This is a genomic window from Vibrio ostreae, assembly GCF_019226825.1.
Lineage (GTDB): Bacteria > Pseudomonadota > Gammaproteobacteria > Enterobacterales > Vibrionaceae > Vibrio > Vibrio ostreae.
In genome coordinates this window covers 2,933,949-2,949,104 of the sequence record NZ_CP076643.1, presented here as the reverse complement: position 1 = coordinate 2,949,104, position 15,156 = coordinate 2,933,949, and the positions used below count along the sequence as shown (strand labels likewise).

General features: G+C 55.5%; 17 protein-coding genes. 5 read left to right on the top strand and 12 right to left on the bottom strand.

The window, feature by feature from the left end:
• The first annotated feature begins 5 nt into the window (after positions 1-5).
• Positions 6-2,312 (top strand): Tex family protein, encoded by a 2,307-nt coding sequence (locus KNV97_RS19725; RefSeq protein WP_218562622.1) that lies wholly within the window; start codon positions 6-8, stop codon positions 2,310-2,312.
• A gap of 80 nt (positions 2,313-2,392) precedes the next feature.
• On the opposite strand, the gene KNV97_RS19720 is transcribed toward KNV97_RS19725, so the two are convergent.
• Positions 2,393-2,863 carry an ATP-dependent Lon protease gene (locus KNV97_RS19720; protein ID WP_136485437.1) on the bottom strand — a complete coding sequence of 157 codons (471 nt, stop codon included), beginning with the start codon at positions 2,861-2,863 and terminating at the stop codon, positions 2,393-2,395.
• A gap of 129 nt (positions 2,864-2,992) precedes the next feature.
• Positions 2,993-3,763: a pimeloyl-ACP methyl ester esterase BioH gene (gene bioH, locus KNV97_RS19715; RefSeq protein ID WP_136485517.1), complete on the bottom strand. Its 771-nt coding sequence runs from the start codon at positions 3,761-3,763 to the stop codon at positions 2,993-2,995.
• Between the two features lie 87 nt (positions 3,764-3,850).
• On the opposite strand from bioH, the gene KNV97_RS19710 reads away from it, so the two are divergent.
• The 4 genes from KNV97_RS19710 to cysQ all read left to right on the top strand — a co-directional run bounded on the left by KNV97_RS19710 (position 3,851) and on the right by cysQ (position 6,783).
• Positions 3,851-4,552: a phosphoribosyltransferase family protein gene (locus KNV97_RS19710; protein WP_136485439.1), complete on the top strand. Its 702-nt coding sequence runs from the start codon at positions 3,851-3,853 to the stop codon at positions 4,550-4,552.
• Between the two features lie 98 nt (positions 4,553-4,650).
• Positions 4,651-5,238, top strand: coding sequence for a Fe-S biogenesis protein NfuA (gene nfuA / locus KNV97_RS19705; protein WP_136485441.1), 588 nt, complete (start codon positions 4,651-4,653; stop codon positions 5,236-5,238).
• A 145-nt stretch (positions 5,239-5,383) separates the two neighbouring features.
• A complete protein-coding gene (nudE, locus tag KNV97_RS19700) occupies positions 5,384-5,932 on the top strand; it encodes an ADP compounds hydrolase NudE (RefSeq protein ID WP_136485443.1) in 549 nt (182 codons plus the stop codon).
• 23 nt (positions 5,933-5,955) lie between these two features.
• A complete protein-coding gene (gene cysQ / locus KNV97_RS19695; RefSeq protein ID WP_136485445.1) occupies positions 5,956-6,783 on the top strand; it encodes a 3'(2'),5'-bisphosphate nucleotidase CysQ in 828 nt (275 codons plus the stop codon).
• 85 nt (positions 6,784-6,868) lie between these two features.
• Here cysQ and KNV97_RS19690 read toward each other — a convergent pair whose 3' ends face one another.
• From KNV97_RS19690 to gspE, 10 genes are read right to left on the bottom strand one after another with little or no spacing between them, the layout of a single operon-like run.
• Positions 6,869-7,627, bottom strand: a complete 759-nt coding sequence (locus tag KNV97_RS19690) for a type II secretion system protein N (protein WP_218562621.1) — start codon at positions 7,625-7,627, stop codon at positions 6,869-6,871.
• The gene (locus tag KNV97_RS19685) at positions 7,627-8,121 is read right to left on the bottom strand and encodes a type II secretion system protein M (RefSeq protein WP_136485449.1); all 495 of its coding nucleotides are present in this window, start codon (positions 8,119-8,121) and stop codon (positions 7,627-7,629) included. The genes KNV97_RS19690 and KNV97_RS19685 overlap by 1 nt, the downstream gene beginning before the upstream one ends.
• 9 nt (positions 8,122-8,130) lie before the next feature.
• Positions 8,131-9,342 (bottom strand): type II secretion system protein GspL, encoded by a 1,212-nt coding sequence (gene gspL, locus KNV97_RS19680; RefSeq protein ID WP_218562620.1) that lies wholly within the window; start codon positions 9,340-9,342, stop codon positions 8,131-8,133.
• Positions 9,311-10,324 (bottom strand): type II secretion system minor pseudopilin GspK, encoded by a 1,014-nt coding sequence (gene gspK, locus KNV97_RS19675; protein WP_218562619.1) that lies wholly within the window; start codon positions 10,322-10,324, stop codon positions 9,311-9,313. The genes gspL and gspK overlap by 32 nt, the downstream gene beginning before the upstream one ends.
• Positions 10,317-10,973, bottom strand: a complete 657-nt coding sequence (gene gspJ / locus KNV97_RS19670) for a type II secretion system minor pseudopilin GspJ (protein WP_218562618.1) — start codon at positions 10,971-10,973, stop codon at positions 10,317-10,319. The genes gspK and gspJ overlap by 8 nt, the downstream gene beginning before the upstream one ends.
• Entirely contained in the window at positions 10,960-11,316 is a 357-nt protein-coding gene (gene gspI, locus KNV97_RS19665) for a type II secretion system minor pseudopilin GspI (RefSeq protein ID WP_136485519.1), read from the bottom strand. The genes gspJ and gspI overlap by 14 nt, the downstream gene beginning before the upstream one ends.
• A complete protein-coding gene (gspH, locus tag KNV97_RS19660) occupies positions 11,303-11,884 on the bottom strand; it encodes a type II secretion system minor pseudopilin GspH (protein ID WP_136485457.1) in 582 nt (193 codons plus the stop codon). The genes gspI and gspH overlap by 14 nt, the downstream gene beginning before the upstream one ends.
• 57 nt (positions 11,885-11,941) lie before the next feature.
• Positions 11,942-12,385 carry a type II secretion system major pseudopilin GspG gene (gene gspG, locus KNV97_RS19655; protein ID WP_136485459.1) on the bottom strand — a complete coding sequence of 148 codons (444 nt, stop codon included), beginning with the start codon at positions 12,383-12,385 and terminating at the stop codon, positions 11,942-11,944.
• A 36-nt stretch (positions 12,386-12,421) separates the two neighbouring features.
• On the bottom strand, positions 12,422-13,645 hold the full coding sequence (gene gspF, locus KNV97_RS19650; RefSeq protein ID WP_218562617.1) for a type II secretion system inner membrane protein GspF: 1,224 nt from the start codon (positions 13,643-13,645) through the stop codon (positions 12,422-12,424).
• Positions 13,645-15,156, bottom strand: a complete 1,512-nt coding sequence (gspE, locus tag KNV97_RS19645; RefSeq protein WP_136485463.1) for a type II secretion system ATPase GspE — start codon at positions 15,154-15,156, stop codon at positions 13,645-13,647. The genes gspF and gspE overlap by 1 nt, the downstream gene beginning before the upstream one ends.

The following is a 15,156-nucleotide window of genomic DNA, read 5'->3' as shown; positions in this document are numbered from 1 at the left end:
CAACCATGAGCTTAGCTATCTGTCATTCGATTGCCCAAGAGCTGAACGTTCGCTCAGAGCAAGTCATCGCCGCCGTCAAACTGATTGACGACGGCAACACAGTGCCATTCATCGCCCGCTACCGTAAAGAAGTCACCGGCGGGCTGGATGACACTCAACTGCGCACCCTGGACAGCCGCTTGTCCTACCTGCGTGAAATGGACGACCGCCGTCAAACCATCCTCAAATCGATTCAGGACCAGGGTAAACTCACTGCGGAACTGGAGCAGGCGATTATTGATGCCGACAGCAAAACCCGTCTCGAAGACTTGTATCTGCCGTATAAACCGAAGCGCCGCACCAAAGGCCAGATCGCGATTGAAGCCGGTCTGGAGCCTCTGGCGGATACCTTGTGGCATCATCCGCACACCGATCCGGAGCTGGAAGCAGGCAAATATCTTGCTGCGCAACACGGCATCGAAGACAGCAAAGCGGCTCTGGATGGCGCACGCGCTATCATCATGGAACGTATCGCCGAAGATGCAGATTTGCTGGAAAAGATTCGTCAGCACCTCAACCGTAACGCTCATATCGTGGCGCGCGTGGTCGAAGGTAAAGAGCGCGACGGGGAGAAGTTTAAAGACTACTTTGCCCATCAGGAGCCGATCAGTAAGACACCTTCCCATCGCGCTCTGGCGATGCTGCGTGGCCGTAACGAAGGCTTTCTGACCCTGACCCTCAATGCGGATCCGGAGCAGGAAGAGGGCGTACGCCAGTCGTACTGCGAAACCCTGATCGCCGAGCATTACGGCATTCATCTCAGCCAGGCGGCTGCGGACGCGTGGCGTAAGCAGGTCATCAGCTGGTCATGGCGCATCAAAGTATCGATGCATATGGAAACCGAGCTGATGAGTGCGATGAAAGAGCGCGCTGAAATCGAAGCCATTGAAGTGTTCGCCACTAACCTTAAAGACCTGCTGATGGCAGCACCGGCAGGCCCGCGTGCGACTCTGGGTCTGGATCCGGGCCTGCGTACCGGCTGTAAAGTGGCCGTGGTAGATGCCACCGGCAAAGTCCTGGCGACCGATACCATCTATCCGCACCAGCCACAAAACCAGTACGATCGCGCCATGGCGAGCGTGACCGCGCTGGTCAAACAGCACAATGTCGATCTGATTGCGATCGGTAACGGTACCGCTTCGCGCGAAACCGATGCCTTCGCCGCGGATCTGATTAAGCGTGGCAACCTCAAAGTGCAGAAGATCATGGTCAGCGAAGCTGGGGCATCGGTCTACTCGGCCTCTGAACTGGCCGCGAAAGAGTTTCCGAACCTGGATGTCTCGCTGCGCGGCGCCGTGTCTATCGCACGTCGTCTGCAGGATCCGCTCGCCGAGCTGGTTAAAATTGACCCGAAATCAATCGGGGTTGGTCAGTACCAGCACGATGTCAGCCAGACTCTGCTCGCCAAACGTCTTGATGCGGTGGTGGAAGACTGTGTGAACGCCGTCGGTGTCGATGTTAACACCGCCTCCCCGGCTCTGCTAACCCGCGTCGCGGGCCTGTCGAGTACTCTGGCGCAGAATATCGTCGATTATCGCGATGAAAACGGCCGCTTTGAATCGCGTACCGCGCTGAAAAAAGTCGCCCGTCTGGGGCCCAAAGCATTTGAACAGTGTGCCGGTTTCCTGCGTATCATGCACGGCAAGAATCCGCTCGACGGTTCTGCGGTGCACCCGGAAGCCTACCCGGTCGTCAAAGCGATCGCCGAAAAGAATCAGCAGCAGATTAAGACGCTGATAGGTAACAGTGAGTTTCTGCGTGGTCTGCGCGCAGTTGATTACACCGACCAACATTTCGGCGTGCCGACCGTAACCGACATCATTAAAGAACTGGATAAACCCGGCCGTGACCCACGCCCGGAATTTAAAACCGCCACGTTCGCCGACGGCGTCAATCAGGTGTCCGATCTTGAAGTCGGCATGGTACTGGAAGGCGTGGTTTCCAACGTGGCCAACTTCGGCGCATTTGTCGATATCGGTGTCCATCAGGATGGCCTGGTACACATTTCTGCCCTGACCGACCGTTTTGTTTCTGACCCGCGTGAAGTGGTCAAAGCCGGCGATATCGTCAAAGTCAAAGTGATGGAAGTGGATGTGCAGCGTAAGCGAATCGCCCTGTCCATGCGTCTTAACGATGAACCGGGTCAGGAAAGCCGTGGCGCGCGCGCCAGCGCACCAAACGCAGAACGTAAACCACGCCGCCGCGAGGAAACACAGTCCGGCGGAGCGATGAGCGGGGCGTTTGCCGCAGCTTTTGCCAAAGCCAAGAAATAAGCCTTTACTCGCACAGAAAAAATCCCCGTCCGGGCTACCGGGCGGGGATTTTTATTTCAGTCTCATCACTGACGCGATCACTACAGGACTGCAATCACTTCTGACGGTGTATTGGGCGCCACAGCCTGACCGTAGTGGTATTTAATCACGGTGCGGCGCTGCGCCATTTTGCCCTCAGTTATCGCTTCATCAATGACGCGTTTCGGCAGGCGAAACCGCATCGCATAACCCTTGCCCTGCTCTTCACTGTAGCTGGCTAATGCCAGCAATCCGAACAGTCGTTCCAGTTCACTGGACGGTTGATCATCGCCCTCCCAACCGACCCCATCCTCCGCATCCAGTTCATAGCCCGGATGTTCGGCCGGATCCCAGGATGAGTCTCTGCGTCGTTTGTCATCTGCTTTAATCTTACGTTCAGCGTGGGTTTTGGTCAGCGCTACGGTCGGCGTCACAGGTTCACGGGCGCGGTTATCGCGCGCAACCTGTTCTGTCGGAACGTTCACTGATGGGGCGATGAGTGGCACGCCGACATTGGTCGGTGACACTATCATAGCCGAAACCTCCTCAGTATCGCCCGGCCCGTTGCAATTCGCTGCTACCCGGGCCTGATTTTATATCGGCCAGAACAGGACAAAATTTAGTCTTATTTGTCCGTCCGGGCCAAAAATCATCCACATCCGTTACTTTGGCCCGCCAAACGCAACCAGTTGCTGACAAAACGCATCAAATTCGGTCATAAACGGCGCATGGGACGATTCTGTGAAGATATATTGCTGGCTGTGTGGCACCACCTGCGCAAGATCGTGGGCAACTTTGACCGGCACCAATCCATCGAGGCGGCCATAGAGACGCAGCAACGGCACGGAAATATGCGCCAGTTGCTCACGCAGATCGACGTCCGCCAGCATCTGCAACCCGGCCAGCAGCGAATCCGGATTCGGGGTCGGACGCGATAACACCGCCTGCTTGAGGGTTTTGACATCCTGCCGCGCGGAAGGGCTGCCCATGGCTTGCAACGCCATAAAACGTTCAATGGTGGCATGGAAGTCTTCCACCAGTTGATCGGTAAACGCGCTCAGGACCTGGGGCTGAATACCGCGCCATGGCCGCTCAGCCGCAAACTTAGGTGACGATGCGACTGTGACCAGTTTCGCGACATAATCGCTGTGATGCAGTGCCATATGCGTGGCCACCAATCCGCCCAGCGACCAGCCAACCCAAATCGCCTGTCTGGGGGCCTTAAGAATCAACAGCCGGGCAATCGCTTCCAGGCTGTCAGCATGCAGATGCGCACTGTGACCGTAGCCGGGTAAATCCACCACATGGACAGTGAAATGCTGCGCCAGACGCTGCTCGGTCTGTTGCCACACAGCCCCGTTCATGCCCCAGCCATGCACCAACACCAGATCCGGACCGCTACCACTTACCTGCCAATACAAGTCTGCCGCCATAGTCACACTTTCTCCTACTCATTCCATGCTCACCAGGCAGCCCAACCGGTCACAATCAACCCCACAGCTGCCATTTAAGAAGATCCTATGTTAGCGAATCAGCTTCAAAAAACCATGCTTTCCTGGCTGGCTCCGGCCTGCCCGCTGTGCCGCCTGCCGCTGGCCAAGCAGGATACGCACGGCTTATGCGCCGCCTGCCTCGAGTGGTATACGCCGCAACCGCGATGCGAGCGCTGCGGACTGCCAAGCCCGATGCCGGTCACACAATGCGGTGAATGCCTGCGCTCGCCACCGCCCTGGCAACGCCTGATTTGTCTCGGGGATTACCGTTTTCCACTCAGTCAGGCGGTGCATAAACTCAAGTATCAGCGTCAGTTCTGGCAGGCACCGTCACTGGCCGGTTTACTGGCAACACGCATCACGGATCCGGCTCCGCTTCTCACTTCAGTGCCCCTGCACTGGCGCCGTTACTGGCTGCGTGGTTTCAATCAGAGTGATCTGCTGGCGCGGGCGCTGAGTCAAGCACTGCAGTGTCATTACCAGCCGCAGCTGTTGCAACGGGTACGTGCCACCGCCATGCAGCAGGGACTGAATAAACGCGAACGCACCCGTAACCTGACTCAGGCATTCCGCCTCAGTGAACCACCAGCCAGTCGCCATATTGCTATCGTCGACGATGTGGTCACCACAGGCAGTACCATGCGGCAATTATGCAATTTACTGCTTGATGTGGGGGTCAAAAGGCTTGATATTTACTGTATATGCCGTACTCCTGAGCCGGGAAGCTGAATCTGATGCAAAAAGCGTCAGTAAAAAGGGCTGGATCCTCGGCTCGACAGGAGTAGAATGGTGACTAAATAGCCTACAAATTTACTCAGGTATTCGTCGTGTCAAATACTATTACTATTACAGAAAACGCCCAGTCTCACTTTGCCAAGCTTCTGGCTCAGCAACCGGAAGGCACCAACATCCGCGTCTTCGTGGTAAACCCGGGAACGCAGAATGCAGAGTGTGGCGTCTCTTACTGTCCACCAGAAGCAGTAGAAGCCACTGATACAGAGATCAAATACAGCGCCTTTTCCGCGTACATCGATGAATTGAGCCTGCCGTTCCTGGATGAGGCAGAGATCGATTTTGTCACCGATAAAATGGGCTCACAACTGACCCTGAAAGCACCTAACGCCAAAATGCGTAAAGTGTCTGATGACGCATCGCTGATGGAACGTGTTGAATATGCGATTCAAACCCAGGTTAACCCACAACTTGCCGGTCACGGCGGTCACGTACGTTTGATCGAAATCTCTGACGACGGCGTTGCGCTGGTGCAATTCGGCGGCGGGTGTAACGGCTGCTCTATGGTGGATGTGACGCTAAAAGAAGGCATCGAAAAAGAACTGCTGGCTCAGTTTGAAGGTGAACTGACTGCGGTGCGTGACCAGACTGAGCATGACCGTGGTGAGCACTCTTACTACTAAGCAACCCATTATCAAAAGCTGATGCCGTGCATCAGCTTTTTTTCTTTTTATTCACACCAATCTGGCCGCCTGTTAAAACAGAACATTTTCAGCTGCAGAATTTTCTCATATAGTAAGAAACGTTTGAAAGCGAAGGAGTTAGCGTATGCCATCCAAATTATTACCGGAGATTCTGGCCAAGAGTACAGTGGCCAGGTCAAAGCTGTTCTCGATTGAAGCCCTGGATCTCCGTTTTTCTAATGGTGAGCAACGCACTTATGAACGGATGAAACCGAGCGGCCGCAACGCAGTGATGATGGTGCCGGTGACCGAACAAGGTGACCTGCTGTTAATCCGGGAATACGCCGCCGGTACCGAAAACTATGAACTCGGTTTTCCCAAAGGCCTGATCGATCCGGGTGAAACCCCGCAACAGGCGGCGGTACGCGAGCTGAAAGAAGAGATCGGTTTTGGTGCCCGCGAGTTAATTGCGCTCAAAGAGGTTATCCTGGCTCCCTCTTATTTTTCCAGCCGCATGACACTCTTCATTGCGCAGGATCTATACTCAGAACAGTTGGATGGCGACGAACCGGAACCGCTGGAACTGGTGCGCTGGCCGCTTGAGCAGGCCGAAGAGTTGCTGACCCATTTAGATTTCAGCGAAGCCCGCAGCATTACCGCCCTGCTGCTGGCACTGCGTCATCTGAAATCCTGACCCGCAGAGTTATAGGAAAGCGTATGCCAACCGCGAAAGATCTCTCCCATCTGCTGCCTGACGTGATCAGTATTGCACGTTCAGCTGGACAACTTATCCTCGACATCTACGAAAACAAATCGTACGAAGCATTCACCAAGAGTGACGAGACCCCGGTCACCAGCGCCGACTTAGCTGCGCATAAACTGATCACTGAACGTTTGTCGGAACTGACCCCGGACATCCCGGTTCTGTCGGAAGAAGCGGCGAACATCAGCCTGACCACCCGTGAAACCTGGCAACGCTACTGGCTGGTTGACCCGCTCGACGGCACCCAGGAATTCATTGCCCGCAGCGGCGACTTTGCCACAATTATTGCTCTGGTCGAGCATAATCGTCCGGTGATGGGCGTGGTGTACGGCCCGGTGTCCGGCGTGATTTACTACGCTTATGCTGGCAAAGGGGCGTGGAAGATCCCGGACATGTCAGACAGCCTGCGTATCCGCTCACACAAACATGAACTGCCGGGACAGCCGATCGCGATGGCCATCAGCCGCCGTCAGGACATCAACCGCATCACCAAGCGCCTGAGCAGCCAGTGGAACTATGAGCTGGTACCACTCGGCTCGGCCGCACTGAAAGCCTGTCTGGTCGCCGAGGGCGCCGTAGACTGTTATCTGCGCCTGGGGCCGACCGGGGAATGGGATACTGCGGCCACTCAATGCATTGTCGAAGAAGCTGGCGGACGTATTCTCAGTACTCAGCTTGAGCCATTGTCCTACAACGAGCGCGATACGCTGGAAAATCCTAACTTTATCGTACTCGGTGACGCTGACCTGCCGTGGGATCAGATTCTACAAATCAAAGACTGAGTGCGCACTGCGTTGCCAAAAGACAAAAAAGGGCGAGTTCTAACTCGCCCTTGCTGATTTGGTCACTCACCACAGTGGAACATAGTTACAGCCTGCCCTGGCGGGTAAACTGATAACGCCCCTGCCCATCGGGACGTGGCAGCAGATTAAGCTGCTCGCTCAGACGCGGCGGAAATTCTGCCCCGGGCTTAAACCAGCCCTTGGCCTGATAACGACGTGCCGCGTTAAGCTCTGCAGAAAATTCTGCACTGACCTGGGCACTATTCTGGTTGCCATTGACTGTCACGACGTTATCCTGACACTGCACATCAGCCATCACACGATCCAGTTGCAGCTCACCGAGCGGTGAACCAATCTGACTCGGTGTCCAGACCAGATTACCACTGGCGGCGCTGCACCACGGTTGCCCGTACTGGAAATCACGTACCGTCAGTTCGACCTGACCTTGCGCCGTGACAGGCACAGGCAGCTGCAGTGCTTGCACCACTTGCTGAGCGGGCATAGACACCACGAGATCACGGGCAAAAGCGCCACTCAGACCATAGCCGATCACACCTTTACCGCGCATCTCCAGATCACTGCCACGGCCAAAACGCACCGTAGCCTGAGCTTTCGCCCCCAGCAAAGCCGACCATTGCCAGTTCCACTGCACGGCGCCCAGTTTATTACGCTGCCAGCTGACCTGCTCCGCACTGCCCTGCCACAGAGTACCGCTGACGCCCTGCAATTGCAGAGCACGTGGCAGCGGCGCGTATTTGACCACCAACGAGGCCGGGATATGGACAAGCGCACTAATCAGCACCACCACCACAAATACGCTGACGTATCCAATCACACCTTTCATTATCCGCCTCGTTTTAACTGCAAGCGTTTGACTTCAACCAGACCCGGCGCTGCGCCGCGGTCCAGATCCATAAATTCGACATCAATCCCCTGCTTCTCACGCAGGAAGTTTATCCAGGCCACCAACTGAGAAAATGGCAACGGCTGAACCCAGACCTGCATCATTTCTCCGCGCGGCTGCACCCGGATCAGCTCAATATTGAAATCCCGCGTCGAGCTGGCAATCACCTGGTTGAACGGCTGATTGGTGCGCACCACGCCGCCCTGACGACGCAGGGTGATAATGTCATCGGCGGTCGATTTGACCCACTGCAGCAACTGCTGCTCCGACTGAATGCGGGTCCGGGCGTTTTCACTGCGTTGCTGCAGTGGCTGCACCACCCCCCAATACACCAGACCAAGCAACAGCAGTCCGCCGCACACCAGCACCAGACGCTGTTCACGCTGACTGATCGAGCTCCACCATGCCTGCGCCGGGTTGAGTAAATTCTTCATGCTCTGTCCCTATTTGCGTGTGAGTACATACGAACCCACCACCTGTTCGCCATTGCGGCTCAGCTGGCCCTGCTCAACCGAGAAGTGCTCTTCGAGCTGTACCCGTGCCTGTTCGAAGGTCTGAAAATCTTTGCTGACCGCCTCCAGACGCACTTCACCGCGATTCCCGTCAAAGCGCAGGCTCTGTACCTGCATGGCGCTGACATTGCGTAGCGTTTCCGGCAATTTATCCAGCCAGGACAACACATGCTCCCCGCCCCCGCCACCCGACAGCAGCGCCACTTCATCGCTCATCTGGCGCTTCAGATAGCTCACGGTCGGGATGCGCTGTTTGTCAGGAAAAATGGAGCGAAAAATGCGTTCACTTTCAGCGCGATAACTTTGAGCGGTACTTTCATACTGATTGGCCTGTACCAGCTGATAACCGGTGCTGACCACCACCAGCAAACCGGCCGCAATCGCGGCTTTACGCCACACTTGCCAGTACTTGTTCCAGGATGACTTGGTTTTAAACTCACCACTGAGCAGGTTGATTTTGTGACTGAGCGCCTGTTCGGTCAGCAACTGCATCACCAACGCTGCCGGCTGGTTATGCCACTCCTGCCCCTCAGCCAGCTGCAGCTCCGGCAACGGTGTGTAAGCGTTCAGAGCTAACCAGTTTTCGCCGTCACGTACCCACTGCGACTGACTAAACAGTGGCAACCACTGCACGTCGATACTCAGGCCGGAAAACTCACTTTTACGTACCAGCCACTCGTCACCGATTTGCAGCGCGCTCAGCCCTTCAGAGTGAGGAATAGCCAGCACATCCGGGACAACCCGGCGCACATCAAACTGCAGTGCGCGCAGCGAATCGAGGCACGAACGCAGCCACTGGCGATCGACACCGGCAACCTGAGCCACTCCGCCACTTTTCGCCAGAATGGTGAAATGCATTTTATCCACATCCTGGGCAATTTCCTCTTCCACCAGATAAGGCAGCATCGACTCAAGCTGGCGACTGGCACCCGACGGAATGGCAACCTGAGTCAGCACCACATCGCTGGCCGACAACAGTAACAGTGTCGGACGCTGGGCCGCATAAGGTGCCAGATCTTCGAGCTGATCCAGGCCCGCAATTTCACCACTGGCAATCACTGCCTGCTGGTCAGTTGACCACACCAGCCAGGGAATGGTGGCTTCTTTTTGACTACTCAGCCGAACGGTCAGAAACTCGCTCACTGATTCCTCCAAAGCGACGGCGAATAACCGTTGCAGTTTCTAAATTACTACTAAAAAACAGACTGCGGATACGTACCCGGGATTGCTCGACCTGAATGTTCGCATCCAGCTCAAAATAGTGGCTGTCGATACTCAGATAACCGCGTGCCTGTTCCCGCACACTCTCATCAACCGCGGCGATAGGCGCCTCAGCCATAAAATCTTCGATACTGCTCCAGCCGTCATAGGGCCGTCCTTCCAGCACAGTACGCGCATTGGACTCACTCAGGTTCGGGCTGAACATGGCGGCCAGCAGTTTAGCCTGCTCAGGTTGCAGCGTATTAATATTCAAACGCCAGTCCTGCACCGGTAACGCACAGACATAGGGCTGCAGACTCTGCATCACTTCGCCACTGACTTCGTGCACCGCACGTAATTCACTGACGTCAGCCAGTATACCATTGGGGGCCATATAGGCCGGCGACACTGATTCATAATAACTGTCTTCCACCCCGCTCGCGGTGTTGACCGAATCATTGGCATCAAGAAACTCCCAGGTGCCATCGGCAATGTTTTCGGCCTGATAGCTGCCAACATCGAGCTCATCGAGCAAGGCGCGCCACACCCGATACACATACGGTGTCGTGGTCTGCGCTGCGACCGGCGCCAGACCGGCAAACGCATTGATGTTAAAGCAGGCCTGCTTGTCGACGATACTGCCGGTCACCTGACCGTAGTCGAGCGGATAACTGCGATCGCGCTGTGACCAGGGTTGATTGAGGCTGACGACATCACTGTCTTTATAGCTCTGCTCGATGGCCGCTTTGGCCAGCCCTTCAACCCCGATACTGTACCAGTACGCCTGTTGGTAATTGAGCTGATGACTGGCACGCTGAAACTGGGTAAACATCCGCTGCGACATGGTCGCGGCAATCGACACCATGATCGCCAGCAGCAGCAAAACGATGATCAGAGCCACACCGCGCTGTTGAGATTTAGCCATTCCCGCCCTCTCCCAGTGATGCGCCGGTGGTAAGATAAATTCGTTGAATCTGACCGTAATCCTGCAATGTCAGTGTCACTTCCACTGCTTTCGGCAACGCCTGATCCGACTCCCATGTATCACGCCAGCCGCCCTCGGCGTAAAAACGCAGCGACCAGGATTCAACCTGAGTCAGCACAGGCATCACCACCGCAGGCTCAGAGACCGTGGTATCCGGATAGCGCCAATAAAGGCGCTCCAACACACCTTCTTTTAAACGATAGCCTACCTTGGCCACTTCTCCACGCGGGAATTGCTGCTCCGGGTTATGCCAGCCGAGGCGGATAAACATCACCCCCTTACTGTCAGAGTCGTTCAGATAATCGCTCCAGAGCAACATACGCTCAGCGGGCGCTTCCCCGTTATGGCGGAAATGACGCAACGCCATCTGACGAAAATCCGCATCCATCATGACGATCGCACGCTGCACTTCGCTCAGACGCGCTTCTCGTTCCGCGGACAGGGTATTGCTGCGTTGCACCTGATTGAGCACCTGATAGGCCGCCAGACTGAGGCTGGCAAAAATCGCCATGGCGACCAGCACTTCAATCAGGGTAAAACCGCGGCGGCGTGCAACTCGTCTCAATGAACCATATTTACTTTGCAACATAACTTCTTACCGTCACCACCGGCGCGCCGTTCTTCTCGGTCGCCGCACTGACATCAAATGCTGCCAGGACATCATTGGCCGTTTTCACCGGCGCGACTTTCCAGTACCAGGTGCGTCCGGCCAGCTCTTCGCTGCCGTTTTGCGCCCGAGGTGTCTGTTCACTCAAAAACACCTTGGCGGTCTGGTTATCCACCACCATAGCGGCGAACGTTTTCTCTTCCAGATAACTGATGGTATTGATGTGCTGGGTCACGGCGCGCATCACACTCAATGCGGCAGTGGCAAAGATGGCCAGCGCAACCAGCACTTCCAGCAGCGTAAAGCCCCGCTCAGCGCGCCTCATCATGTTCTCCCGGTGCCAGCAGAGTGATCTGACCGTTATCTTGTACCTGCACCTGCCATCCACGCTCAACACTTGCATTCTGCACGTAAATATCCAGCGTAAACGGGGTCAGTTCGCCGCTGGATAAGATAAAGACCTGGGGCGGACGCTGTTTGTGCTCGCCATCCTGCTCAGCAAACATCTCTTCATCAAACAGAGAGCCCGGCTTAAACAAGCGGTCTTCATCCTGCCAGACATCGCCACCGGCTTGATACTGCAGCGCCAGTCCCTCCTCTAGCTGCAGATCCGCGGCGATGCCATTTTTATCCAATTTTTGCCAGCCTGTCTGTTCCAGGCTTAAAAAACGCAGTGTGCGTGCCTGCTCATCAATGCGCAGCCCGTAATCACGGCCGCTGAGGATGGCTTCCTCATTGAGCAGTTGCAGACGCTGAAAAATACTCTGCGCCACTTCTTTAATCTCATCATCATGTCTGACCGGCAGAGTGGCGATCACGGCCACCGCACTGACGGAAAGCAGCACTAACACCAGCATTATTTCCAACAGAGTAAAACCATGTTTGCGCTTCATCACAACAGCCAGACCTGAATTCAATAAAAGGTGGCGCCAAGCGCCACCGTTAACCTGTTACTGAAAATCCTGCAGATTCCAGTTACCGATATCGACGGCCGTACCTTCACCGCCTTCCTGACCATCCGCACCTAAGGTGAACACATCAATCGTGGCTTTATCACCCGGGCTCAGGTATTGGTAATCGTTACCCCAAGGGTCTTTTGGCAGACGTTTGATGTAACCACCGGCGCGGTAATTACGTGGCTCAGGGCTGCCTGGCATAGTGACCAGCGCATCCAGCCCCTGATCAGTGGTCGGATAGACATTGTTATCCAGCTTGTACATATCGAGGGCATTTTCCAGCGCGACAATGTCTGTGATCGCTTTCTGTTGGTCGGCTTTTTCTTTGTTGCCGAGAAGGTTAGGCACCACAAAGCTGGCCAGAATACCCAGAATAACGACCACAACCATCACTTCCAGCAGGGTAAAACCGGACTGTTTGTTTACTTTTTTGTTCATAGAGACTCCATGTTACTCAAGACGAAGTGAGCCAAATCAGCGGCTCATCAAATTATTCATTTCCAGGATAGGCATCAGAGTAGCCATTACGATGAACAGCACCAGACCCGCCATCAACGCAATCAGCGCCGGGGTAAAAATGCCCAGCGCAATATTAACCGTCGCTTCAAAACTGTTGTCCTGGTTATCTGCGGCGCGGGTCAGCATGCTTTCCAGTTCGCCGCTCTGTTCACCACTGGCGATCATATGCAGCATCATCGGCGGGAAGAGTTTGGTTTGATCAAGTGCTTTGCGCAGGCTGGCACCTTCGCGCACATTTTCTGCCGCCAGACGCACCTGTTGCTTGACGTATTGATTGGACATCACATCCACCGCGACCCGCATTCCGTCCAGAATCGGAATTGCGCTCGAGGTACAGATAGACAAAGTCCGGGCAAAACGCGAAGTATTGAGGCCACGCGAGATTTTTCCCACCAGCGGCATATGAATCACGCGCTGATCCCAGCGCAGGCGCAGATCCGGTTTGCTCAGCAACCAGCGCACCAGATACACCAGCAACACGAATAGCACCATAAGCTGCAACCCCCAATGCTGGATAAAGTCACTGGACGAGAGCAGGAACTGGGTCGATTTTGGCAGCTCCTGCCCCATCTGGACAAACTGACCGACAATCTTAGGTACCACAGCGGCCAGCAGGAAGGCCACAATGCCAACCGCAAATACGACCAGCACTATCGGATACAGCATCGCCTGCAGCAGTTTAGAGCGCATTTTCTGGCGGTTTTCCGCATAATCGGCCAGACGTTCCAGCACCGCATCCAGGTGGCCGGACTTTTCTCCGGCCGCCACCATAGAGCGGAACAGATCGTCAAAAATATGCGGGTAATCGGCCATACTGTCCGCCAGAGTGTAACCTTCGGTCACTTTGGAGCGCACCGCGGCGAGCATATTACGAATGCGCGGCTTTTCCGACTGCTCGGATACCGCGCGCAAACACTCCTCCAGCGGCATGCCGGATTGCACCAGCGTCGATAACTGACGGGTCAGCAGCGCCAGATCCGGCGTGCTGATACCACGCTGGGAAAACCCAAGCCCGCTGCTTTGCGATTTCGCGGCCCTGGCACGGGTTTCCACCACTTCCACCGGCACCAGCCCCTGCTCTTTGAGACGCTGACGCACCTGGCGGGCATTATCCCCTTCCAGGACCCCTTTTTTGTGCCGGCCACGCTCATCCAGCGCTTTATATTCAAACGCCGCCATCAGGACTCCTTGGTGACTCGCATCACTTCTTCCAGCGAGGTAATCCCACGCCGGACTTTATCCAAGCCATCCTGACGAATACTCGGTGTACTGATACGGACCCGTTTCTCGATTTCCTGCTCACCGGCTTCGGCGTGAATCAACGCCTGCAGCTCATCATCAATCAACACCAGCTCATGAATCCCGGTCCGGCCACGGTAACCTTTGAAGTTACACTTGTCACAGCCATGCGCTTTATACAGCGTCAGTGGTTCAGCGTCGTCCAGTGCGAACAACTTACGCTGCTCTTTGTTCGGCTGATACGCTTCTTTACACTCCGGACACAAGGTGCGCACCAGACGCTGAGCCAGTACACCAAGCAGCGAAGAGGAGATCAGGAAAGGCTCAATCCCCATGTCACGCAGACGGGTCACGGCGCCAATCGCAGTATTGGTGTGCAGGGTTGACATCACCAGGTGGCCGGTCAAGGAGGCCTGCACGGCGATCTGCGCCGTTTCCAGGTCACGAATCTCGCCCACCATCACCACATCCGGGTCCTGACGTAAAATCGCACGCAAACCACGGGCGAAGGTCATGTCCACTTTCGGGTTGACCTGAGTCTGGCCGATACCTTCGATATCGAACTCGATCGGGTCTTCCACCGTCAGAATGTTGCGCTCATTGCTGTTGAGCTCCTGTAACCCGGCATACAAGGTGGTTGATTTACCTGATCCGGTCGGTCCGGTCACCAGCAAAATCCCGTGCGGGCGCTGAATCAGATGACGGAAATGGTCGTGGTTATATTCCGTCATCCCCAGACTGTGCAGATCAAGCCGGGTGGCATTTTTATCCAGCAGGCGCATCACCACTCGTTCGCCGTGCGACGACGGCATGGTCGACACCCGCACATCCACCGAACGGCCACCGATACGCAGCGAAATCCGCCCGTCCTGCGGGACACGTTTTTCGGCAATGTCCAGTTTGGCCATCACTTTCACCCGTGACACCAACAGCGGCGCCAGTTTACGGCTCGGCGACAAAACCTCACGCAGCACTCCATCAACCCGGAAACGAATCGACAACTCTTTCTCGAAGGTCTCGATATGAATATCCGACGCCCCCTCTTTGATCGCTTCGCCAAGCATGGCGTTGATCAGCTTGATGATTGGCGCATCATCTTCGGATTCCAGCAGGTCTTCGTTTTGCGGTAACTCCTCGGCAATCGAGAAAAAGTCATCGCTGTCCGCACCGATATCTTCCATCAGTTGCCGCGCCTCGGAAGAATCACGCTGATAGACCTGAGTCAGTTTACTTTCAAACTCATTCGGCTGCAGTTCAATCAGATTGAGGCGGCCTTTAATCACCCGGCGCACTTCCGCCAGCGAGGTCATCGACAGCGGCGCAACATAATACACGGTGGGAGTGTCCTGGCTGTCATGCCATTCCAGCACCAGTTTGAAGCGGTTAGAGAAACTGAACGGTAAGCGGCGCACCAGATTACGCGCCGCCTGCGCTACCACAACATCCGTCAT